General features: G+C 55.9%; 23 protein-coding genes. 19 read left to right on the forward strand and 4 right to left on the reverse strand.

All coding sequences use genetic code 11. The features are described from left to right. Nucleotides 1-14: 14 nt before the first annotated feature. The gene (locus AC2FIO_RS16835; RefSeq protein ID WP_496699069.1) at nt 15-944 is read right to left on the reverse strand and encodes a tripartite tricarboxylate transporter substrate binding protein; all 930 of its coding nucleotides are present in this window, start codon (nt 942-944) and stop codon (nt 15-17) included. Between the two features lie 108 nt (nt 945-1,052). Between AC2FIO_RS16835 and AC2FIO_RS16840 the strand changes: the two genes are divergently transcribed. Both AC2FIO_RS16840 and AC2FIO_RS16845 read left to right on the forward strand, forming a co-directional pair. Further along, entirely contained in the window at nt 1,053-1,832 is a 780-nt protein-coding gene (locus AC2FIO_RS16840) for an IclR family transcriptional regulator (protein ID WP_496699070.1), read from the forward strand. Nucleotides 1,833-1,867: 35 nt separating this feature from the next. After that, nucleotides 1,868-3,220 (forward strand): aminotransferase class III-fold pyridoxal phosphate-dependent enzyme, encoded by a 1,353-nt coding sequence (locus AC2FIO_RS16845; protein ID WP_496699071.1) that lies wholly within the window; start codon nt 1,868-1,870, stop codon nt 3,218-3,220. A 33-nt stretch (nt 3,221-3,253) separates the two neighbouring features. On the opposite strand, the gene hpaR is transcribed toward AC2FIO_RS16845, so the two are convergent. Then, nucleotides 3,254-3,694, reverse strand: a complete 441-nt coding sequence (gene hpaR, locus AC2FIO_RS16850; RefSeq protein WP_058281156.1) for a homoprotocatechuate degradation operon regulator HpaR — start codon at nt 3,692-3,694, stop codon at nt 3,254-3,256. A gap of 106 nt (nt 3,695-3,800) precedes the next feature. On the opposite strand from hpaR, the gene AC2FIO_RS16855 reads away from it, so the two are divergent. From AC2FIO_RS16855 to AC2FIO_RS16890, 8 genes are all read left to right on the forward strand, one after another. Further along, entirely contained in the window at nt 3,801-4,199 is a 399-nt protein-coding gene (locus AC2FIO_RS16855; protein ID WP_058274537.1) for a 5-carboxymethyl-2-hydroxymuconate Delta-isomerase, read from the forward strand. A gap of 3 nt (nt 4,200-4,202) precedes the next feature. Further along, complete coding sequence (hpaE, locus tag AC2FIO_RS16860) at nt 4,203-5,711, forward strand: 5-carboxymethyl-2-hydroxymuconate semialdehyde dehydrogenase (RefSeq protein ID WP_496699073.1); 1,509 nt, start codon at nt 4,203-4,205, stop codon at nt 5,709-5,711. Between the two features lie 164 nt (nt 5,712-5,875). Continuing rightward, complete coding sequence (gene hpaD, locus AC2FIO_RS16865) at nt 5,876-6,718, forward strand: 3,4-dihydroxyphenylacetate 2,3-dioxygenase (protein ID WP_282170371.1); 843 nt, start codon at nt 5,876-5,878, stop codon at nt 6,716-6,718. 24 nt (nt 6,719-6,742) lie between these two features. Next, nucleotides 6,743-8,224, forward strand: a complete 1,482-nt coding sequence (locus AC2FIO_RS16870) for an NAD-dependent succinate-semialdehyde dehydrogenase (RefSeq protein ID WP_496699076.1) — start codon at nt 6,743-6,745, stop codon at nt 8,222-8,224. Next, entirely contained in the window at nt 8,224-9,078 is an 855-nt protein-coding gene (locus tag AC2FIO_RS16875; RefSeq protein WP_496699078.1) for a fumarylacetoacetate hydrolase family protein, read from the forward strand. Before AC2FIO_RS16870 ends, AC2FIO_RS16875 begins: the two co-directional genes overlap by 1 nt. Then, nucleotides 9,075-9,875: a 2-oxo-hept-4-ene-1,7-dioate hydratase gene (gene hpaH, locus AC2FIO_RS16880; RefSeq protein ID WP_496699080.1), complete on the forward strand. Its 801-nt coding sequence runs from the start codon at nt 9,075-9,077 to the stop codon at nt 9,873-9,875. The genes AC2FIO_RS16875 and hpaH overlap by 4 nt, the downstream gene beginning before the upstream one ends. Before the next feature lie 11 nt (nt 9,876-9,886). Next, nucleotides 9,887-10,942 carry an aldolase/citrate lyase family protein gene (locus AC2FIO_RS16885; protein ID WP_108859833.1) on the forward strand — a complete coding sequence of 352 codons (1,056 nt, stop codon included), beginning with the start codon at nt 9,887-9,889 and terminating at the stop codon, nt 10,940-10,942. Nucleotides 10,943-10,985: 43 nt separating this feature from the next. Further along, complete coding sequence (locus tag AC2FIO_RS16890; RefSeq protein WP_496699083.1) at nt 10,986-11,714, forward strand: metallophosphoesterase family protein; 729 nt, start codon at nt 10,986-10,988, stop codon at nt 11,712-11,714. Between the two features lie 13 nt (nt 11,715-11,727). Here the strand turns inward: AC2FIO_RS16890 and AC2FIO_RS16895 are convergent, their stop codons facing one another. Next, complete coding sequence (locus AC2FIO_RS16895; RefSeq protein ID WP_496699085.1) at nt 11,728-11,907, reverse strand: hypothetical protein; 180 nt, start codon at nt 11,905-11,907, stop codon at nt 11,728-11,730. Nucleotides 11,908-12,076: 169 nt separating this feature from the next. On the opposite strand from AC2FIO_RS16895, the gene AC2FIO_RS16900 reads away from it, so the two are divergent. From AC2FIO_RS16900 to maiA, 8 genes are all read left to right on the forward strand, one after another. Next, nucleotides 12,077-13,027 carry an MBL fold metallo-hydrolase gene (locus tag AC2FIO_RS16900; protein WP_496699087.1) on the forward strand — a complete coding sequence of 317 codons (951 nt, stop codon included), beginning with the start codon at nt 12,077-12,079 and terminating at the stop codon, nt 13,025-13,027. Nucleotides 13,028-13,052: 25 nt separating this feature from the next. Then, on the forward strand, nt 13,053-14,687 hold the full coding sequence (locus AC2FIO_RS16905) for an FAD-dependent oxidoreductase (RefSeq protein ID WP_496699089.1): 1,635 nt from the start codon (nt 13,053-13,055) through the stop codon (nt 14,685-14,687). Then, nucleotides 14,684-14,875: a DUF2783 domain-containing protein gene (locus tag AC2FIO_RS16910; RefSeq protein ID WP_058274303.1), complete on the forward strand. Its 192-nt coding sequence runs from the start codon at nt 14,684-14,686 to the stop codon at nt 14,873-14,875. The genes AC2FIO_RS16905 and AC2FIO_RS16910 overlap by 4 nt, the downstream gene beginning before the upstream one ends. Before the next feature lie 16 nt (nt 14,876-14,891). Further along, the gene (locus tag AC2FIO_RS16915) at nt 14,892-15,926 is read left to right on the forward strand and encodes a TRAP transporter substrate-binding protein (protein ID WP_496699091.1); all 1,035 of its coding nucleotides are present in this window, start codon (nt 14,892-14,894) and stop codon (nt 15,924-15,926) included. A gap of 3 nt (nt 15,927-15,929) precedes the next feature. Beyond that, the gene (locus tag AC2FIO_RS16920; protein ID WP_082637164.1) at nt 15,930-16,478 is read left to right on the forward strand and encodes a TRAP transporter small permease; all 549 of its coding nucleotides are present in this window, start codon (nt 15,930-15,932) and stop codon (nt 16,476-16,478) included. Continuing rightward, nucleotides 16,475-17,791, forward strand: coding sequence for a TRAP transporter large permease (locus AC2FIO_RS16925; RefSeq protein ID WP_058278629.1), 1,317 nt, complete (start codon nt 16,475-16,477; stop codon nt 17,789-17,791). The genes AC2FIO_RS16920 and AC2FIO_RS16925 overlap by 4 nt, the downstream gene beginning before the upstream one ends. A gap of 63 nt (nt 17,792-17,854) precedes the next feature. Then, entirely contained in the window at nt 17,855-18,400 is a 546-nt protein-coding gene (locus AC2FIO_RS16930) for a VOC family protein (protein ID WP_058274548.1), read from the forward strand. An 85-nt stretch (nt 18,401-18,485) separates the two neighbouring features. Then, nucleotides 18,486-19,118: a maleylacetoacetate isomerase gene (gene maiA / locus AC2FIO_RS16935; protein ID WP_496699094.1), complete on the forward strand. Its 633-nt coding sequence runs from the start codon at nt 18,486-18,488 to the stop codon at nt 19,116-19,118. A 155-nt stretch (nt 19,119-19,273) separates the two neighbouring features. Here maiA and AC2FIO_RS16940 read toward each other — a convergent pair whose 3' ends face one another. Next, nucleotides 19,274-19,702: a MarR family winged helix-turn-helix transcriptional regulator gene (locus AC2FIO_RS16940; protein ID WP_496699096.1), complete on the reverse strand. Its 429-nt coding sequence runs from the start codon at nt 19,700-19,702 to the stop codon at nt 19,274-19,276. Between the two features lie 446 nt (nt 19,703-20,148). Between AC2FIO_RS16940 and AC2FIO_RS16945 the strand changes: the two genes are divergently transcribed. Further along, complete coding sequence (locus AC2FIO_RS16945) at nt 20,149-21,450, forward strand: amidohydrolase family protein (protein WP_496699098.1); 1,302 nt, start codon at nt 20,149-20,151, stop codon at nt 21,448-21,450. Nucleotides 21,451-21,475 lie beyond the last annotated feature (25 nt).

The following is a 21,475-nucleotide window of genomic DNA, read 5'->3' on the forward strand; positions in this document are numbered from 1 at the left end:
GCCCGATCTGGATCTTACTCGCCCAGAATTTCTTCAATCTTAGCGAAAGAGGATTTGTCTTGCTCAATCTGAGCGTTGGATGCGTCTGGGTCCTGCCAGTAGATCAAAGCACCAGTTTCCTCAGCAAGCTGCTTGGCTTTGTCCGACTGCACCGCCTTTTGTGCTGCTGCGGTGATTTTTTCGCGTGCCTCGGGTGGAGTATCCTTGTGAACGAACAGGCCGTTCCACAATGCCAGCGGCAGATCCGGGTTGAGCTCGACGATCGTCGGCGTATCGGGGATCAGCGAAATCCGCTCGCCACCAATGCTCGCCAGAATGTTCACGTCGTCCAGGCAAGGTAGTACAAGTTGCAGCGTGGTGTTGATGACGTCCACGTCACCCGATGCCAGCGTGTTGCAATCCAACGCGTCAAAGGCTGCTTCACTTGCAAAATCAAATCCGCTGCTGACAGCAGCAGCAAAGGTGACCTGCGTGGGCGGCAAGACCGAGCCGAAATGACCAAGCGCCAAATCGTTGTCCTTGCCGTGTTCCGCCAGTTCTTCCCAGTTCGAGAACGGCGCATCCTTGCTGGATGCGATTACGAATGGGTAAGTCAGAAAAATACCGATCGGATCAAACGGGTTCGGGTTCAGTTCAGGGATACCGATTTCCGGTCCAATGACGGGAACGCCAATGACGAAAGAACCAATAGTGTATCCGTCCGCCGGGGCGGTGGCGACTTCGACTGCACCTGGGAACGGACCGCCGCCGCCGCCGGGCTTGTTCACGACCGCGGCCGGGACGTCGTACATGGCTTGAAATTCGTCCGCGATCATTCGCGTCAGCACGTCCTCAAGATCGCCCGGAGGCCATGGAACCACGAAGGTTACCGGCTTCTCTGGATATTCTGCCAGTGCAGCGGTTGCTGACGCTACAAATGCGGCGGTTACTAGAAATTTCTTCATTGACACCTCCCGTTAGTGGTTCAATAAATGAACCGCGTTAACAATAATAATGTTGCGTTGTTAAGTTAATTCTGTCAAGTATTACCTGACCGGGAGGAGGCAAAACACATGGGCACCGCACTTAATGCCTTGAAAATGCTAGAGTACTTTTCAAGCTCTCAGCCGGAAATCGGGCTGAGTCACATTGCGCGCCTAGCTGGTTTGAACAAGGCGACCGCCCTCCGCCACTTACGAGCACTGGAAGAGTTCGGCCTGATCGAGCAGAATCCGCAGACGAAATCATATGCCATCGGACCAGCTGCTCTACGGTTGGCCGCCCTGCGAGAAATTGCCAAGCCCGGCCTTGATGGTGCACGCCAGAAAATGCAGGCCGCGATGCATGAGGTTGGCGAGAGTCTGCACCTTACCCTGCTTGAGAAAGACACTCTACAAACCGCGTTGGTGGTTGAAACCACGCAGCACAGCGTTCGCGTAAGTCTCGACCCTAGCGAAATTATTCCGGTCAACGCGACTGCTTCGGGATTGTGCATGCTGAGCTTCGGTCCCGCTTTCCTTCTGGAACGCTTGGAATCCGACACACTCACCCGATTTACCGAGTCAACAATGACGGACCCAGAGATTATCCGTGACCGGGTTGCACAAATCGGTCAGGCGGGCTGGGCCAATAGTAATGGCAGCTTTGAAGATGGTGTCTTCGGATATGCGGCGCCTATCTTCGGTATTGATCAGATCGCGATTGGAACCATTGCGATTGCCGTTCCCGAAATTCGTGCAACCAGCGCGCGGCAGCCGCTGATTTTGACCTCACTCCACACCCTTTCGAAAGAACTGACCGCAAACTTTGGCGGCCAGATGCCCGAAAATTTTCCAACCGAATTCCACCCATGATTGACGGGCGGACTAAATCTCCGGAGACACGCTACATGAAAGACTCCAACTTTCTGAAAGAAAACAACGCCCGACATTTCTGGCAACCAATGGCGCACCCGGCAGACAGCCAGAAAAACCCGCCGACCATTCTGACCGGAGGTGAAGGAGTCAGCATCATTGATGTAGATGGTCACAAGGCGCTGGATGCAGTGGGTGGCTTATGGAACGTCAATCTGGGCTATTCCTGTGATCCGGTGAAGCAGGCCATCACCGATCAACTGAACGCGCTACCCTATTATTCAACCTTTCGCGGCACCAGCAACGACAAGGCGATCGAATTGTCTTATGAGCTGGCGCAGTTCTTTGCGCCTGACGGATTGACCCGTGCATTCTTTACTTCAGGTGGATCGGATTCCGTTGAGATCGCGCTGAAACTTGCACGTCAGTTTCACAAAGTTCGAGGCGAGGCTGGCCGTACCAAGTTCATCAGCCTGAAACAGGGGTATCACGGCACCCACTTCGCGGCTGCCTCGGTCAATGGCAATCAGAAGTTCCGTGCGGCTTATGAGCCGATGATGCCGGGCTGTTTCCACGTGCCCGCGCCCTGGACCTATCGCAACCCGTTCGATGAGACGGACCCCGAGCGTCTAGCGCAGCTTTGCGTAAACGCGCTGGAGGCCGAAATCGCATTCCAGGGTGCAAACACCGTCGCCGCATTTATTATGGAGCCAATCTTGGGCGCAGGCGGAGTGATCCCGCCGCACAAGAGCTTTATGCCCATGGTGCGTGAGGTCTGCTCGAAGCACGGAATTCTGCTGATTTCGGACGAAATCATTACTGCCTTTGGGCGTACAGGCAGCGAAAGTGGCGCGAGACATTGGGGGGTGCAGCCCGATATCATGACAACGGCCAAAGCCATCACAAACGGCTATTTCCCATTCGGCGCGGCAATGATCTCTGGCGCGGTTGCGGAGGTGTTCGAAAGCGACACTACCGGCAGAGCTTCTGTCGATCAGGGCTACACCTATTCCGGGCACCCGGTTGGCGCGGCCGCAGCCTTGGCCACGCTTGCCGAGATCAACCGCGTGCGAGTTTGGGAAAACGCAGCTGCACGGGGGGATGAGTTGTTTGCCGGGTTGAAAAAACTGGCCGACAAATACGACGTAGTCGGTGACGTGCGAGGGGGTGAAGGTCTGATGTGCGCGCTCGAGCTGGTTTCGGACCGTGCGACCAAGGCGCCAATTGCCAAACATCTTCCGCTGCAGGTTCAAAAAGCAACTTATGAAGATGGCGTTATGGTCCGTGTATCTGGAAACAACATCATATTGTCTCCGCCGCTGGTCATCACGTCTGATGACGTAGCCAAGATCCTGTCAGCCCTGGATACAGGACTAGCGAGACTGTAGTGATCACGCTGGCCCCGGTCTTCAAGGTCGGGGTCAAACCTTTACGGCCTGCAGTTCCTCAAGTAGATCCAGTAGGTTGTCGATTTTTTCCTGCCCCATTTGCGCCTCGATCGTATTGTGAATCGCCAGCGAGGTCGCAAGGTTCTCTTCAAGAATTTGACGCCCCTCATCGGTGATCTTCACCATGGTGCGGCGCTTATCCGTGCTGCCCTGACGGCGGGATATCTGCCCATCAGTCTCCATCGTGCGTAGAATTCGCGTCAGGCTGGGAAGCAAAAGGCAGGCCTCATTTGCAATAGTGCTTTGTTCCACTTCGCCCATTTCGTCCAGAACACGAAGGATACGCCACTTTTGCTCAGTCAGCTGTATCCCCTGCAGCATATCCCGAATTGGGGCCATAACGGTTTCGCGTGCGCGCAGCAGGGCGATCGGAAGAGCGCGAGAGGTTCTCGTGGTATGGCTTTGTCGGTTCATTCCAGCCTTCTAGAACGCCATTTCAGGAATTGCAAAGATTAACAAAGCAAGTTCTTGACGGTCGCTATACAATTTACTAAACATGTTAAGTAGTAAAGGAGAGGTCATGCCACACTTCCACGTCGAATACTCCGGCAATCTGGACGATCGGGTCGACATCGGTGGCTTGTGCGAATGCATACGAGACACCGCTGCGGGGATTGAGGCTTTTCCAATGCCGGGAATTCGCGTCCGCGCCACGCGTGTTGACTATTTTGCCATTGCGGATGGAGATCCCAAGCATGGCTTTGTGGACATCTCTATCCGCCTGCGCGCTGGCCGTCCTGACGACGTTAAGAAGGACGCAACACAGCGTATCTTTGACGCGGTTGAGGCGTATCTGGAACAGGCCTTCTCGAAACACTCTATCGCGCTTTCACTAGAGATGCGTGACATCGACCCAGACCTTTCGCCCAAGACCGGCACAATCCGGAATCATTTGGCTGCGACAAAGCAGGAGACCTGACGCATGAGCGTACTGGATACGAATATTGAGAAACTGGCAGGCTTTCTGGCCCGGTTCAAAGAAACAGGCATCAAGAACCGTATCGCAGGCGAAGACCGGGATGGCGCAGCGGGTGTTTTCCAATCCTCCTCTCCCGTGGATAAATCGGTGATCTGCGACGTTGCGCACGGTACGTCCGACGATATCGACGCAGCGGTCAAAGCGGCCCATGCTGCCTTTACTGAATGGCGCGACATGCCCGCCACCGAACGCCGCCGGATCCTGCTAAACGTTGCCGATGCGATCGAAGCCCGGGCCGAAGAAATTGCGCTGTGTGAATGTTGGGATACGGGCCAAACATTACGGTTCATGTCCAAGGCCGCGCTGCGCGGTGCCGAGAATTTTCGCTACTTTGCGGATCAAGTCGTGCAGGCTCGCGACGGGCAACACCTGAAATCGCCGACGTTGATGAATATCACCACTCGTGTACCTATCGGCCCGGTTGGTGTGATCACTCCGTGGAACACGCCTTTCATGCTGTCGACTTGGAAAATCGCGCCCGCTCTGGCCGCTGGCTGCACCGTGGTCCACAAACCGGCCGAAGACTCTCCTTTGTCCGCCCGCCTGTTGGTGGAAATCGCTGAAGAGGCAGGGCTGCCCAAGGGCGTGCTGAATACCGTGAACGGTTTTGGCCCTGATGCCGGTAGGGCGCTGACAGAGCACGCCTTGATCAAAGCCATCGCTTTTGTCGGAGAAAGCCGGACAGGCAGCATCATCACAAAGCAGGGTGCCGATACGCTCAAGCGGATGCACCTGGAACTGGGCGGTAAGAACCCCGTTATCGTGTTTGATGACGCCGATCTGGACCGGGCTCTGGATGCGGTGATTTTTATGATCTACTCGATCAACGGTGAGCGCTGCACCTCGTCCTCGCGGCTGCTGGTGCAGGACACTATCAAGGAAGAATTCGAAGCCAAACTGGTCGAGCGTGTGAACAACATCAAGGTCGGGCACCCCCTGGACCCGGCGACCGAGATCGGCCCGCTGGTCACTGAGGAGCATTACAACAAGGTGACCTCATACTTTGACATCGCCAAAGAGGATGGTGCGACCCTCGCGGCCGGTGGCGTCAAGGTTGGTGACGACGGGTATTTCGTACGCCCGACATTGTTTACAAATGCCAATAACGACATGCGCATCGCGCGTGAGGAAATATTTGGCCCCGTGCTAACTTCCATTCCATTCTCGAACGAAGAAGAAGCGCTGCAGATCGCCAATGACACGCCCTATGGGTTAACCGGCTATGTCTGGACCAACGACCTTACACGCGCCCTACGCTTTACCGATAAGTTGGAAGCTGGGATGATCTGGGTGAACTCGGAAAATGTTCGTCACCTGCCCACGCCTTTTGGCGGGGTAAAGGCGTCAGGTATCGGTCGCGACGGCGGTGATTGGAGCTTTGACTTCTATATGGAGCAGAAACACGTGGGCTTTGCCACTGGTCAGCACAAGATTATGCAGTTGGGAAAGTAACGCCTCTCGAGCGACGTCTGGACAAGGTGCCGCTCGTTAAAAGTTAGGATACGCGCGCACATCTATGGTCCATGAACTCTTTGAGAGTCGGACCAAACGACGTCTGGTCGTCCGCTCTCCCTTCCAAAGCGGTCAGACGCCACCTTAAGTGAGGAGGAACTGTCATGGGAAAGATTGTACAGGCTGCTAAGATCACACATGTGCCCAGCATCTGGATGTCCCACACGATGCCAAAATACAAAGGTATCCGGCAACCTGCGATAGATGGCTACGCACGTCTGCGTCAGGACGCGATTGACCGCGAGGTCGACACCTTCATCGTGTTCGATACACATTGGATCACCAATCAGGGCTTTCACCTGAACACAAAAGAGCGCCACAAGGGCCGTTTTATTAGCCATGAACTGCCGCACATGCTGGCGGATATGGAGTTCGACTATCGCGGTGATCACGACCTTGGTGAAACTATCCTTGACGTTCTGAGAGAGCGAGGGGAACGGGCACTGGGTCATTCGCATCCCGACATGGGAATGGAGTACGGTACCCTTTTGCCTATGCATTTTATCAATGACGATGTGAATGCCCGGGTTCTGCCAGTTGCGGTCAACCAGTTCTCGTCCATCGCTGAGAACCGCGTTTGGGGTGAAGCCATCGCCGAAGGCATCCGGCGTTCGAACCGCAATGTTTCTATTCTTGCCTCCGGGTCTCTAAGTCATGACTTCACGCCGAATGAGCGCTCGGTCGAGGGTCTGAACGCAGTGAATGGCGAGTTCAACCGGCAGATGGATATGCGCGTTCTCGAATTGTGGGAACAGGGCCGGTTCGAAGAATTCTTGGACCTTTTGCCTGACTACGCCAAGAAATGTACGGGCGAATGTGCGATGAACGACACTGCCCTGCTGTTCGGTGCGTTGGGATGGGGCAGTTACAAGGGCGAGATCGACATCTACACCCCGTATTTCGGTAGTTCCGGAACGGGTCAGGCAAACATCAGCTTTTCGGTCTGAGGCCGAGACACGGGAATCCTGCAAATGACAGAATTACGTCTCAACGACCCCACGTTGCTTATTGAAGCGGCGCGGGTTGGCTCCAAATGGGTCGGTGCCACTGAGGTATCCACCACTCTGGAAGTGACCAACCCGGCAACTGGTGATCTAATCGGACGAGTCCCCAATCTTGGGGCGGCCGAAACGGCCGAAGCAATCGCCGAAGCGCACCGTGCACAGAAGGGCTGGGCCAAGCTCACAGCGAAGGACCGCAGCCAAATTCTGCGCCGCTGGTATGACCTGATGATCGAAAACCAGGACGATCTTGGCGCTATCCTGACCGCCGAGCAGGGCAAGCCGCTGGCTGAGGCCAAGGGTGAGATCGCTTATGGTGCCAGCTTCATCGAATGGTTCGCTGAAGAGGCCTGCCGCGCCTATGGCGACGTTACCCCGGGCCACGCGCCGGATAAGCGGATCATCACAATCAAACAGCCGATTGGGGTTGTTGCCGCGATCACGCCGTGGAATTTCCCCAATGCCATGATCACGCGAAAGGCGGGACCGGCACTGGCGGCAGGCTGTTCCATGGTGCTCAAACCTGCCAGCCAGACGCCGTTCTCGGCTATCGCGCTGGCGGTTTTGGCCGAGCGAGCCGGGTTGCCTGCGGGATTGTTCTCGGTCATCACTGGATCAGCGCGCGCCATCGGAGGTGAGATGACCTCGAGCAAAATCGTGCAAAAATTGACCTTTACCGGGTCCACCGAAATCGGCGCGATGCTTTATGCGCAATGCGCACCTACGATCAAGAAGCTAGGTTTGGAATTGGGCGGCAACGCGCCGTTCATCGTGTTTGACGACGCAGATCTGGACGCGGCAGTCGAAGGGGCAGTGATCGCCAAGTTCCGAAACAACGGCCAGACCTGCGTCTGCGCCAACCGCATCTATGTCCAGTCTGGGGTCTACGACACGTTCGCCGAAAAACTGGCCGCTAAGGTCGCAAAACTGCCGACTGGAAACGGCTTTGACGAGGGCACCGTCTTTGGCCCACTAATCGATCAAGCCGCAGTCGCGAAAGTGTCTGAGCATATCAAAGACGCAACCGCCAAGGGTGCAACAGTCACACTGGGCGGCAAGCCGCACGCCCTTGGCGGCACATTCTTCGAGCCGACCATCCTGATTGGCGTGACCGCAGACATGGCGGTGGCGACCGAGGAAACCTTCGGCCCAGTCGCGCCCTTGTTCAAATTCGACAGGGAAAGCGAAGTTATCGCAGCCGCCAATGATACCGAATTCGGCCTCGCCTCGTACTTCTATTCCCGCGACATGGCCCGTGTCTGGCGCGTGTCAGAAGCATTGGAATATGGCATGGTCGGGATCAACACCGGCCTGATCTCAACTGCTGAAGCGCCCTTTGGAGGCGTTAAGATGTCAGGTCTGGGGCGCGAGGGATCGCGCCATGGGCTGGATGACTTCATGGAACTCAAATACTTGTGCATGGGTGGCATTGACGCCGCCGAGGAGGCTTGATGCGCTTTGCAACTTTCACCGCAAACGGAGCAACTTTTTTCGGCGCGATCACCAAGGACGGTGCAATTGCGCTAAACGACGCCTTTCCCGATCAGGTCAGCCTTTATGAGGTGATCGCCGCGGGCACGTTTGAACAGTTGACCGAGGCCGCAGCAGGCCGGGAAGTAACCCACAAGGAATTCACTTACGAAATGGTGATGCCGGATGTCCGCCGCATCCTCTGCGTCGGAGTGAACTTTCCCGACCGCAACGCAGAATACAAAGACGGCAGCGAACAACCGAAATACATGTCGTTGTTTCCGCGCTTTGCCAGCGGTTTCACTGGGCACGACCGCCCGCTGATCCGTCCTCCAGAAAACCACTCGCTGGATTACGAGGGCGAGGTCGTTATCGTGATTGGCAAATCCGGTCGGCGAATTTCACAGGAAGATGCCTATGACCACATCGCAGCCCTAACCTTGTGTAACGAAGGCACAATTCGCGACTGGGTCCGCCATGCCAAGTTCAACGTCACACAGGGAAAGAACTGGGACAATTCCGGTGCCATCGGTCCGTGGCTAGTGCCATTCACCGACGCGGCCCAGTTGGACGATGCCCGAATTCAGACCCATGTGAATGGTGAGTTGCGCCAGGACGATACGCTGAATCGCATGATGTTCCCGATAAGGCGCGAGATCGAATATATTTCGACCTTCATGACGCTTCTGCCCGGAGACATCATCGTCACCGGCACCCCGACGGGTGCAGGCGCGCGGTTTGAACCACCGAAATACCTGGCTCCGGGTGACGTAGTGGAAATCTCAGTCGAGGGCATTGGAACGCTGCGCAACACAGTCGAGGACGAACAGGTATGACCCCCGAAGATCATGCCCGTGCCGCAGCCGACTTGTTGCAGGCTGAATGTTCGCACGAACAGATTGGCCTTCTGACACTGCGCCATCCCGAAATGGGGATGAGCGACGCCTATGAGGTGCAGAACGCCATCTATCAACAGAAATTGGCCGAAGGGCGCAAGGTGATCGGTTGGAAAATCGGGCTGACCTCAAAAGCGATGCAATATGCGCTGAATATCGACATTCCCGACAGCGGAATTTTGTTCGATGACATGAAGTTCGATCACGGCGGAACCGTTCCTGCGGGCCGGTTCATCCAGCCCCGGATCGAGGCTGAGATTGCTTTTGTCATGAAATCTGCGGTAGGCGGAGAGAATGTCACCCGTGACGACATCATTGCCGCCACGGATTACGTCGCGCCTTCGATTGAAATCCTCGACACGCGTATTCAGCGTGTCGACCCCGCGACCGGACAAACACGTACCGCCTATGACACAATAAGCGACAACGCTGCCAATGCCGGCATCGTGTTGGGCCCCGAACGTCATTCGATAGATGCATTTGATTTGCGTTGGGTCGGGGCACTGACCTTCCGCAATGGTGAGATCGAGGAAACCGGTCTTGGCGCGGGTGTTCTGAACGACCCGGTCGAAAGCGTCGTCTGGCTGGCCCGTCGCATGGCGCAGTACGACCAGAGCTTAGAGCCGGGCCAGGTGATCTTGTCTGGCAGCTTTATTCGACCCGTCGAATGCCCGCCGAGCACCGAAATCCATGCTGATTTTGGGCCATTTGGCTCGGTCGATATCAACTTTGCCTAAGGGAGGCCGGGATGCCTGCGCCACTAAACGCTTTCAAGGCCGCGCTGCAGGCTGGTCAGCCGCAGGTCGGCTGCTGGATTGGAATGGCCGACACCTATGCCGCCGAAATCGCGGCCACGTCCCAGTTCGACTGGTTGCTCGTTGACGGGGAACACGCCCCAAACGATCTTCGCTCAATCCTGGAACAGGTGCGGGTCATCGAAGGAAGCGGCAGCCAACCGGTCGCACGCTTGCCGATAGGTGAAACCTGGATGATCAAGCAATACCTCGATGCCGGCGTTCAGAATATTCTGGTGCCGATGGTCGAAAGCGGAGATCAGGCGCGGGATTTGGTACGGGCGGTGCGATACCCGCCCCACGGAGTTCGGGGCGTGGGATCAGCGTTGGCCAGGGCTTCGCGCTTTGCGGCGATCCCGGACTATCTGAAAACGGCTGATGAACAGATCTGCCTGCTTGTTCAGGTGGAAAACCGCGCCGGGTTAGAGGCACTAGACGATATTCTTGCCTCTGACGTTGATGGGGTCTTTCTCGGTCCCTCCGATCTGGCCGCTGACATGGGCCATATCGGTGATGTTGGTCATACAGAAGTGGTCGAGGCCGTTTTGGACGCGATAACTCGGGTCGTCGCGGCAGGCAAATTTGCCGGGATACTGACACTTGATCCGGCCATGCAGCGTAAATGTCTGGATCTGGGGGCGACCTTCCTGGCCACAAACATCGACGTTACTTTGTTCGCGCAGGCGGTGCGCCGGGCTGCCGATGAAGCCTTGGCGTTGCTACCTAACCAAAGCGTTTCGGGTGTTGCCCAAACGGAAGCGGCCAGCAAGTACCTGCAGCAATTGTGCAAGCACTGGTCCCACAAGGCCCAGGTGGCTTTCGACGACACCCACGGCAGCGTGGAATTTCCGGGCGGAAACCGGCTGACCTTGGTCGCAGGTGAATCCAGCCTTTCGCTGACGGCTGAAACCGGCCCTCGCGGAGATCTGACCCGCTGGCAGGAAGTCATCGAAGCGCATCTGGTACGGTTTGCTTTTCGCGAAGACATTAGCATTGACTGGGTGGGCTGATCCCAAATCAACTACCGCCTGAAGACGACTACAAGGAACACTCATGTCAGATCCGGTTTATGTAATTGGCGATATCCATGGCCAACTGGGGATGCTTGAAGACGCACTGGACCGGATCGAACGGGATGGAGGGCCAGACGCCAAGATCGTGTTTCTTGGCGATTATACGGACAGGGGTGCGCAAAGTTGCGGGGTTTTGGATCTGCTGGTCCGAGGGAACGCCGACGGTAAGAACTGGGTCTTTCTACGTGGCAATCATGACCAGATGTGCGCAATGTTTCTGGAGGACTATCCGCGCAATGATGCGCGCCTGCTGGTCGGGTATCACTGGCTTCATCCTCGGATCGGCGGGATCGAAACGCTGCAGTCCTATGGGGTTGAAGCCACCAACGTGGACAGAATCTATCAAGTTCACGCCAAAGCCAAACAGGCCGTCCCTCAGGCTCATATCGATTTTCTGAACGGGCTAAAGCCGTTCCATCAGGACGGCGCATTGCTGTTCGTGCATGCAGGTATTCGACCCGGGGTGAAACTGGAGCAGCAAGACCACGACGATCTAATATGGATTCGTGAGGAATTCCTGAACCATAAAGATCCACATCCATGGTTGGTAGTCCATGGCCACAGCCACGTGTCCGCACCTGAACATCATGGAAACCGTATCAATCTGGATACAGGAGCAGGCTATGGCCACGCCCTGACCACCGCCGTGTTCGAAGGCACCAAATGCTGTGTGCTGGATGCTGGTGGGCGTAGACTTGTGGCCCACTGAGACAGACTCTGCCTCACATGGCGTAAAATTGTTGAGTCGCCGATGTCGTTTCTTTTTTGAAAAGCTTCTCAACCATGATCGCCGTCATCGCTAAGCCTTGAACCACCGCATTGGGTCCATCAGACGTTTTATGGAACAGCAGTTCTTTACGGCGGTCGGCAGGATTGGCGGCAATAATAGCTGGAATGGACAACATTTTTCTACGCCGGCAACTTACGAAAAATCTTCGAATGTACTCAGCAACAATAGTTCAAACACGTGACTCCAAACGAAACGGCATTGACTTTAGTTTCATATGTAACGATATTCGTTGCAAATGAAACAAAACGAGTCACGCGAGCGACATACTTCGGGAGAACACAATGGCTAAGGCATTCGCATCTCAGGGAGATTTGGGTGAAAAGACGATTAGCTTCACCGAAGTGGGTGAAGGGCTTTGGGCCTTTACTGCTGAAGGTGATCCCAATTCCGGCGTGATCATCGGCGATGATAGTGTCATGATTGTCGAGGCGCAGGCCACGCCACGTCTGGCTGGCAAGGTGATTGAGAAAGTCAGAGAAGTTACCGACAAACCGATCACACATCTGGCGCTAACTCACTATCACGCGGTTCGCGTTCTAGGCGCTTCAGCGTATGGCGCAGATCAGGTTCTCATGTCCGAAACAACCCGAGCGCAGGTTGTCGAACGCGGTCAGGAAGATTGGGACAGTGAGTTTCAGCGTTTTCCACGTCTGTTCGAAGGCCATGAAAGCATTCCCGGACTGACCTGGCCCACCACGACCTTCAAGGATCGCATGAGTGTATACCTCGGCAACCGGCGCGTCGATCTAATGCATCTTGGTCGCGCCCATACTGCCGGTGACATCGTCATTCACGTCCCCGATCAGAACGTCATGTTTACCGGTGACATCGTCGAGTATCACTCGGCCTGCTATTGCGGCGACGGCCATTTCAACGATTGGGGTGGCACTCTGGACAATATCGCCGCATTTGACGTCGATGCTATCGCGCCCGGCCGCGGTGATGCTCTGCTCGGAAAAGACATGGTTGAAGCAGCAATCGAGTCTACCCGGGGTTTTGTCGAAAGCACCTATCGCCCGGCTGCTCGTGTCGCCGCTAGCGGCGGCACCCTGAAAGATGCCTGGGACGCTGTACGCGACGCGTGCGACCCGAAATTCGCTGACTACGCAATCTACGAACACTGCCTGCCGTTCAATGTTGCGCGCGCCTATGACGAAGCCCGCGGCATCGACACACCACGTATCTGGACGGCGCAGCGGGATCTGGAAATGTGGGAACAACTGCAAGGCTGAGCGCCTGAAGGGAGGGGATTTTCCAATGTTTGATGATCGTTACACGCTCGCCTACAAGAGCTATCCATACGAGAAGTCGCCCGATCAGGATATTGACGCACCGGTGCGTCACCCGGTTGTGGTCATGGGCGGCGGGCCGATCGGAGTCGCCACAGCCCTGGACCTCGGCCGCCAGGGTATTCCGGTGGTTGTGCTTGATGATCATGAGGGCATCGGCATGGGCAGTCGGGCGATTTGTTTCGCAAAGCGCTGTCTGGAAGTGGCCGACCGCTATGGCTGCGGCGAACCGATGCTCGAAAAAGGCGTTGTCTGGAATCTCGGTAAGGTATTCCATCGCGATGACAAGGTATTCGAATTTAACCTGTTGCCGGAAGACGGGCATAAATACCCCGCCTTCATCAATCTGCAGCAGCCTTATTTCGAGCAATACATGATCGACCGTCTGCGCGAGCTGCAGGACAAGGGTGCCCCGATCCAGTTGCGTGGCAAGAACCGTGTGGACAGCATCGAAGTACACGACGATCACGTCACCCTGAAGGTGATGACACCGGATGGACCTTACACGCTTGAAGCGGACTGGCTTATCGGTTGCGACGGCGCCAACTCACCGTTGCGCGGGATGCTTGGTCTCGATTTCAGCGGTCGCGTCTTTCAGGACAGCTTCCTGATTGCCGATGTCAAACTGAAAGGCGATCTGAATTTCCCTACTGAGCGCTGGTTCTGGTTTGAACCGACCCACGGCTCTGGCGCCTCAGCGTTGTTGCACAAGCAACCTGATGATGTCTGGCGGATCGACTTCCAGATCGGCTGGGATGTTGACCGCAAAGAAGAACTTAAAGAAGAGAATATCCGTCGCCGATTGGATGCGATGCTGGGGGATGTGGATTATGAAATGGTCTGGTCCTCTATCTACACCTTCCAGTGCAAGCGGATGGACAGTTTCCGCTCGGGGCGGGTGTTTTTTGCTGGTGATGCGGCGCACCAAGTCTCGCCCTTTGGTGCGCGTGGTGCCAATTCCGGCATGCAGGACGTGGACAATCTTGGCTGGAAACTAGGGTTGGTTATTCAAGGCAAAGCGCCGGAGAGCCTGCTTGACACCTACGATACCGAACGGGTTCACGGCGCGGACGAAAACATCCTGAATTCTACACGGTCCACCGATTTCATCACGCCGAAATCAGAAACCAGCCAGATCTTCCGCGATGCCGTGCTCAGCCTGAGCGGAACGTACGAATTCGCACGACCGATGGTCAACTCGGGTCGGCTCTCGGTTCCATGCGTGTACAGTGAATCGGGACTCAATTCCGCTGACGCACTGGCAGGCGGTCCCGAACGGACGCAGCCCGGCGCCCCCTGCCCTGATGCCCCGTTGGGCGATGAATACCTGTTGTCGAAGCTGGGTGATGAGTTCATCCTTTTGACAATCGATGCAGAAGCACCTGAAATTCTTGAAGAGGACGGCATCACGGCACGCCGCCTGACTCTTTCAACCCGCGACGACCCGACTGGTCAGCTCAGGAAACGCTATCTCGGCGAAGCCAGTTCGGCGGTCTACCTGATCCGCCCAGATCAGCATGTCGCCGCCCGCCGAGCGGAATACAACGAAACCCTGATGCGCACTGCCTTGCGCCGTGCGGCCGGTAAGGAAGTAAGTCAATGAGCGATCTGACCCTGACACCGAATATCGACGGAACCGACGATTTCTACGCCGACCTGCTGGCAACGCATGAGGGCAAGACCAAGGCCGAGAGCGATATAATCAACGCGAGGTTAATTCTGATCCTGGCCAACCACATCGGCGACCGGGGCGTCCTGAGGCAGGCGCTCAATGCCGCCGACATCACATAATCCAAGGGAGGATACCATGAATATCAAACTGAAGGGCAACACCCTGCTGCTCGCCGGCATTGCAACCGCTGCAATGTCTATCGCAACGACTACCGTGGCAGAGACCAAGCTTGCGCTTTCGAGCTGGCTGCCGCCGCGCCATCCAATCGTCGTTGAGGCAATCAAACCCTGGGCCAAGCAAGTGGAGGAAGTCACCGATGGCCGCGTGACCGTACGTGTGCTTGCAAAGCCCATGGGCCCGCCCCCGGCACATTACGACATGGCTGCCGAAGGTATCGCTGATATCACCTACGGCTTGCATTCCTTTACCACAGATGACCGTTTCACCCGCTCTCGGATCGGTCAGTTCTCGTTCATTGGTGACGATGCCGTTGCTGGTTCCAAAGCATTCTGGAACGTCTATTCCGGCCCTCTGGAGGCGCAAAAAGAACATGAGGGCACCAAGCTTCTGGGGCTCTTTGTGCACGGCCCCGGTATGCTGCACAACAATGTCCGTAAGATCGAAAAGACAGACGATTTCACGGGTCTCAAGATCCGCGTTCCTGGTGGCTACATCTCAGACCTTATGTCTGGTCTCGGCTCCACAACGCTCTTCATGTCTTCGGGTGAGGTGTATGAAAAGCTCTCGCGCGGAGTAATCGATGGCGTGACGTTCCCCTACGATGCTCTTGCTGCGTTCAAGCTAACCGAAGACGTCAAGTACACGATGCAAGTCCCCGGCGGCATCTACAACACCACTTGGTTCATGGTCATGAACGAAGACAAATGGAACGAGATCTCTGAAGAGGATCAGGCAGCCATCGAGGCGATTTCCGGTGAAGCCTTTGCCGCACTGGTTGGCGAAGCTTGGGTCGGCGCAGACGAGAAAGGCAGCGCCGCGGCCGAAAAGGCCGGGATCGAAATCTACGAAGCGCCAGCCGAAGTCGTAGATGCGATCAAATCACAGGCAGCAGATGCAGAAACAGCGTGGTCCGAAGCCATCTCGGCGGACGGCTACGACGGCGCGGCGGCACTGGAAGAAATGCGCAAACAAGCTGGCGTGGACTTCTGATCCATGGAGCGGCTTCGCCATCGTTTCCCCGACCAGCCCCCTGATGAGGGGCTGGACATCGGGTTGCTGCTAGACAGATCTCTGGGTGTCGGGGCCGCACTGATCCTGTTCAGCCTCGTCCTCATCACCTGTGTGGATGTAGTTGGGCGCTACCTGTTCAACGCACCACTTTCCGGCGCCTTCGAACTCACTGAAATTCTGCTTGCAGCGCTCGTTTTCCTTGCCTTGCCACTGACGACAGAGCGCCGTGAACATGTCGAGGTCGACCTGTTGAATCTTGCGCTTGGACGCAAGACGCAACGTCTTTTGTCTGCGTTTGCAGGCCTGTTCTCTGCAGCCCTGTTAGCCACCTTTTCTTGGCGGCTTTTCACCCATGCGGCCAAGGCCGCACATGACGGCGCGGTGACCAACGCGCTTGAGATTCCACTGGCACCATTCGGCTATCTGGCTGGGGTCTCCTGCATGGTTTCGGCGTTCATCGCATTCCTGCGCGGATTACAACCCCCCATCGAACACGACACCGATCAAGATCACCTAGAGGGCGCCCCATGATTGAATCTCTGATCGGCTTTGCGATCCTTCTGGGACTTATACTACTGCGCGTGCCTATCGCGTTCGCAATGGCGGCTGTAGGCGGCTTTGGGTTTGCCTATATGCGTGGTTGGGAGCCTGCCTGGGCTATGACAGGGCAAGTGGCCTTTGACACTTCTTTGTCTTACTCCCTTTCGGTCATCCCTCTGTTCATCTTCATGGGCAATGTGTTGGCCGGCTCAGGCGTGGCACACGGGCTGTTCGCCGGTGCCGATCGGCTTTTTGGCAGGCTGCGCGGCGGACTTGCCATGGCTTCGGTTTTTTCTTGCGGCGGTTTCTCCGCGGTGTGCGGCTCGTCCCTGGCCACTGCTGCCACGATGTCAAAAGTCGCCATGCCTTCAATGCGTCGTTTTGGCTATGATGACCGGCTGGCGACAGGCTCTATCGCCGCGGGTGGGACACTGGGCATTTTGATCCCGCCTTCGGTGATCCTGATCATCTACGGCCTGTTGACCGAAACCAATATTGCCAAGCTTTTTATCGCGGGAATTGTGCCAGGTATAATTGGTGTGCTGTTTTATCTTGGCGCGGTTATGGTTGCGGTACGGTTGAACCCTTCTCTGGCTCCGGAGGAGGAAAACACCGAACCCATGAGTCGGGCTGACGTCATAGGCGTGATCTGTGTGCTGGGCCTTTTTCTCTTCATCATGGTTGGCATCTATGGTGGGTTCTTCACACCGACTGAGGCGGCCGGAATGGGTGCAGGCGCTTCGATCCTGATCGCCATTGCCCTCAGGACGATGACCTGGCGCAGCTTTTTCGCAGCTACGCTGGATTCGATCCGGGCTACAGCCATGATCTTTGCTGTGATCATCGGTGCCGAGCTGTTCACCAACTTCATAAACTACGCCGGACTGCCGGATGCCCTATCAGGCTTTGTTGTCGACAATGAATTGCCGGTCTGGGCGGTCATCGTGTTCATAATGCTGACCTACATGGTTCTTGGTTGTGTGCTTGAAAGCCTGTCGATGATCTTGCTAACAGTGCCGGTCTTTTACCCACTGATGTTTGAGCTTGAGTTTGCCAATGAACTCCTGCTCGATCCCGAAAACGCCCTGATCTGGTTCGCCATTGTGGTTGTTGTGGCCACTGAAATCAGCCTGATCACACCCCCGGTCGGTATGAATGTCTTCGTGCTGAAGGGCGTGTTGCAAGATGTCTCACTCGGAACGATCTTTCGCGGCGTGCTGCCATTCTGGATCGCGGACATCCTGCGGCTGACCCTGCTCATCCTTGTACCCTCACTGTCACTCTGGCTGGTGGGGTTGATGTAACCGCCTGAGGCGGCCGTACGTTGCCTTGGCCTTGAAAACTGCACCCTCGGAAAGGAGAAATCGATGAAAATCGAGAAGATCCATCACGTCGCTTACCGCTGCAAAGACGCAAAAGAGACGGTCGAATGGTATGGAAAAATGCTGAACATGGACTTCATCTTGGCCATCGCCGAGGATCATGTCCCATCTACGCATGAGCCGGACCCCTACATGCATCTGTTTTTGGATGCCGGGAATGGGAATGTTCTGGCTTTCTTCGAGCTGCCCACGAAGCCGGAAATGGGCCGGGATCCCAATACCCCGATCTGGGTGCAGCACATCGCCTTCAAGGTGAAGGATCGTGAAACGCTGCTTCAGTTTAAGGACCATCTGGAAGCTAATGGCGTCGAAGTACTCGGCGTGACCGACCATTCGATTTTCCACTCTATCTACTTCTTTGATCCTTCCGGCCATCGTATCGAACTGGCCTGCCCGGACCCGGAAGAAGAAGCGCTGCTGGAGCGCATGGACGAAGTGAAATGGCTTATGTTGGACGAGTGGTCGAAGACCAAGAAAGCTCCGAAACATGCCGATTGGCTGCATGCCAAAGAACTCAACAAGTCTGCCTGACGGGCGTCCCGTGCCGGATCGGATTCCGGCGCGGGAACTTATCTTTGGCAAAATCTGAGACGGTTTACCACAATACAAGGAAGTCATGAAACTATACGGCTATTGGCGCTCGACGACCTCTTTTCGGGTCCGGATCGCACTAAATCTCAAGGGTGTTTCCTATGAAACAGTTCCGGTCAACCTTGTTGCCGGAGAGCAACGCGCGCCGGACTATGTCGCGCTGAACCCCGGCAAGGGCGTCCCTACGCTGATCCTTGAGGACGGTCGTGCATTCACCCAATCGCTTGCGATCATCGATTATCTCGACGCCACAATACCCGAACCTCCGTTCCTGCCGGAGGACCCGTTCGAGCGTGCGCGGGTACAGGCTGCGGCCCATACCATCGCGATGGACATTCATCCAGTTAACAACCTTAGGATCACTGCGCATCTGAAGTCCCGGTACGGGCTTACGGCTGAGGATGGGGTCGAGTGGTTCCGGCATTGGATGACCGAAGGTTTCCATGCCTACCAAGCGCTTTTGCCAACTAACACCACCTTCAGTTTTGGTGACAAGCCGGACCTTGCCGATATCTGCCTTGTCGCACAGCTTTACAATGCACATCGCTGGGGCGTCGATATGACTCCATTCGACCGTCTGCTTGAGATCGAAGAACGCGCATTCACCCTACCCGCTTTCGACGCCGCTCGACCTGAAAGCCAGCCCGATGCCTCCTGAGAGAAATACACTGGCAGACCTAATTCTATTCTAAGTCGACGGCGTTAGCCCGACCGGGAAGGCAATGCCCTTCCGCGTCACCGATTACACGGATTTCTACGCCGGTCGGCAGCCAGCTCTCCAGATGGCTTGAGTTGCGCAGATTGGCTTAGTACCTATGTCACTGACGCGGCCTTAAGCAGAGCAGTCACGCCTTGGTCCAGCGCTGCGCGGTCCTCAGCCGACATGGAATTCAGCATCCCTTGCGCGCAAGCATCGACTTGTGGCAGCAACTGTTCGAAACGCCGATGGCCTTCCGGCGTACAATGATAGACCCTTATCCGGCGATCTTCTTCGGAAATTGCTCTGGTTATCAAACCTTTATCGTCAAGCCTCTGCGCGGCCCGACTGACTTGAACCTTGTCCAGAGTGGTGCGTCGCGAGAGTTCTAGAGAGGTCAGGCTTTTGGCATTGGCAAGTAGAAAAAGCAGGCGCCATTCCTCCCGTGATAGCCCGAATTCGCGCTGGTATACTTCCGTGAGTTTTCGTGAGAACGCTTCGGAAGCCACGGCGAGACGATAGGGAAAGAAGGAATCTAGTTGCATACGAAACTATAAGACCGCTTTGTTTCACATGCAACGAAATTTGCCTGCACTGATCTTCGCCATCCTTATGCTGGTTGTTTTTCAAACTATAAGCCGAAGTTTACGAAATCGAGGTTCCCAGTGTTTTGATTCTGTTACGAGGTATTTTTCGGCTTGCAAGAAAACTGCGGATCCGCTGGATCAAGGGTCCGGATCGGCAATCTGCTGAAACGGACAGATTCCCAGCGTGAACCGACCTTTGCAAAATTTAGCAGTTCTGCAACGCAAAATCCCAAAAGCGAAAGTTGATCGTTGTGTCAGCTTCAGCTGCCAAGAAAGGTCAAGACAAGCCTTGGATATAGGCACACACCGAGACTAGCGGAAACACTGGACCCGGAAGTGCAACAAAAACTATTAGCATTCTTGCAGAATACTTTTTACCATGCGGTCAAATTTGGGGGAATTGGATGCTCGATTTAATCATCAGACAGGCCAGCCTGCCAGATGGCAGCGGGCCGGTAGATATCGCGATCAAGGCAGACCGCGTTGCGGAAATTGCGCCTGATATCAAGGCTGAGGCGCATGAGGAGATACAGGCGGCTGGGCGTTTGGTTTCCCCTCCTTTTACGGACCCGCACTTCCATATGGATGCGACCCTGAGCCTAGGGTTGCCGCGCATGAATGTCTCGGGCACGCTTTTGGAGGGTATCGCGCTTTGGGGGGAATTGAAGCCCCTGCTGACACCAGAAGCGGTGATTGAGCGGGCCATGCGCTATTGCGACCTTGCTGTGTCGCAGGGGCTGCTGGCTATCCGTTCGCATGTGGATGTTTCATCCGCCCCGTTGGTGGGCGTTGAAGCGCTCTTGGAGGTACGTAACCAGGTTGCCCCCTATATCGACCTGCAACTGGTGGCATTCCCGCAAGATGGCCTTTACCGATCAGAAAACGCAGAGAGAAACCTGATCCAGGCGCTCGATATGGGTGTCGACGTGGTGGGCGGGATCCCGCATTTTGAACGCACGATGTCGGAAGGGGCTCTATCTGTCACAAGACTGGCCGAGATAGCGGCGGACCGCGACCTGATGCTGGACCTGCACTGCGATGAAAGCGACGATCCGATGTCTCGCCACGTAGAAACGTTGGCCTTTGAGACTACGCGCCTTGGGCTTGGGGGCCGTGTAACTGCAAGCCACGTCACTGCGATGCATTCTTATGACAACTACTATGCATCGAAGCTAATCCCGCTCATCGCAGAGAGCGGTATGAACGTGGTACCCAACCCTCTGATCAATATCACGCTGCAAGGGCGTTCGGACACCTACCCGCGCCGCCGAGGTCTGACCCGCGTGCCAGAGCTGCGCGCGGCCGGTGTAAACGTTGCCTTCGGGCAGGATTGCACAATGGACCCGTGGTATTCGCTCGGGTCCGCCGACATGCTGGAAGTGGCTCATATGGGTGTGCACGCGGTACCGATGACATCCCGAGAAGCGATGGAATGGGCGTTTACTTCCATCACCCAAAATGGCGCCAAAGCCATGGGCCTGCCCGACCCGACAATCCGCGAAGGCGGCCCTGCCAGTATGGTTGTACTGCAGGCGCGTGATCCGATTGAAGCTGTTCGCATGAAACCCACCCGCCTTGCCGTAATCAAAAACGGCAAGGTGTTGGCCCGTACAGAACCCCGAATGGCGGCGCTTTCGTTGCCCGGCCGCCCCACGACCCTGGATCCCGCAGATTACGCGCCCAGGCCCAATACTCAGGAAGCTTAAGAACAAGAACAATTGCCACCAACAG

Source organism: Ruegeria sp. CDSB086, assembly GCF_059611065.1.

Coding starts and splice junctions, on each gene's coding strand:
- AC2FIO_RS16915 (WP_496699091.1), top strand. CDS start 14,892: ATGAATATCAAACTGAAGGGCAACACCCTGCTGCTCGCCGGCATTGCA.
- AC2FIO_RS16845 (WP_496699071.1), top strand. CDS start 1,868: ATGAAAGACTCCAACTTTCTGAAAGAAAACAACGCCCGACATTTCTGG.
- hpaH (WP_496699080.1), top strand. CDS start 9,075: ATGACCCCCGAAGATCATGCCCGTGCCGCAGCCGACTTGTTGCAGGCT.
- AC2FIO_RS16890 (WP_496699083.1), top strand. CDS start 10,986: ATGTCAGATCCGGTTTATGTAATTGGCGATATCCATGGCCAACTGGGG.
- hpaE (WP_496699073.1), top strand. CDS start 4,203: ATGAGCGTACTGGATACGAATATTGAGAAACTGGCAGGCTTTCTGGCC.
- hpaR (WP_058281156.1), bottom strand. CDS start 3,694: ATGAACCGACAAAGCCATACCACGAGAACCTCTCGCGCTCTTCCGATC.
- hpaD (WP_282170371.1), top strand. CDS start 5,876: ATGGGAAAGATTGTACAGGCTGCTAAGATCACACATGTGCCCAGCATC.
- AC2FIO_RS16900 (WP_496699087.1), top strand. CDS start 12,077: ATGGCTAAGGCATTCGCATCTCAGGGAGATTTGGGTGAAAAGACGATT.
- AC2FIO_RS16875 (WP_496699078.1), top strand. CDS start 8,224: ATGCGCTTTGCAACTTTCACCGCAAACGGAGCAACTTTTTTCGGCGCG.
- AC2FIO_RS16945 (WP_496699098.1), top strand. CDS start 20,149: ATGCTCGATTTAATCATCAGACAGGCCAGCCTGCCAGATGGCAGCGGG.
- maiA (WP_496699094.1), top strand. CDS start 18,486: ATGAAACTATACGGCTATTGGCGCTCGACGACCTCTTTTCGGGTCCGG.
- AC2FIO_RS16920 (WP_082637164.1), top strand. CDS start 15,930: ATGGAGCGGCTTCGCCATCGTTTCCCCGACCAGCCCCCTGATGAGGGG.
- AC2FIO_RS16855 (WP_058274537.1), top strand. CDS start 3,801: ATGCCACACTTCCACGTCGAATACTCCGGCAATCTGGACGATCGGGTC.
- AC2FIO_RS16885 (WP_108859833.1), top strand. CDS start 9,887: ATGCCTGCGCCACTAAACGCTTTCAAGGCCGCGCTGCAGGCTGGTCAG.
- AC2FIO_RS16905 (WP_496699089.1), top strand. CDS start 13,053: ATGTTTGATGATCGTTACACGCTCGCCTACAAGAGCTATCCATACGAG.
- AC2FIO_RS16840 (WP_496699070.1), top strand. CDS start 1,053: ATGGGCACCGCACTTAATGCCTTGAAAATGCTAGAGTACTTTTCAAGC.
- AC2FIO_RS16940 (WP_496699096.1), bottom strand. CDS start 19,702: ATGCAACTAGATTCCTTCTTTCCCTATCGTCTCGCCGTGGCTTCCGAA.
- AC2FIO_RS16925 (WP_058278629.1), top strand. CDS start 16,475: ATGATTGAATCTCTGATCGGCTTTGCGATCCTTCTGGGACTTATACTA.
- AC2FIO_RS16870 (WP_496699076.1), top strand. CDS start 6,743: ATGACAGAATTACGTCTCAACGACCCCACGTTGCTTATTGAAGCGGCG.
- AC2FIO_RS16910 (WP_058274303.1), top strand. CDS start 14,684: ATGAGCGATCTGACCCTGACACCGAATATCGACGGAACCGACGATTTC.
- AC2FIO_RS16835 (WP_496699069.1), bottom strand. CDS start 944: ATGAAGAAATTTCTAGTAACCGCCGCATTTGTAGCGTCAGCAACCGCT.
- AC2FIO_RS16930 (WP_058274548.1), top strand. CDS start 17,855: ATGAAAATCGAGAAGATCCATCACGTCGCTTACCGCTGCAAAGACGCA.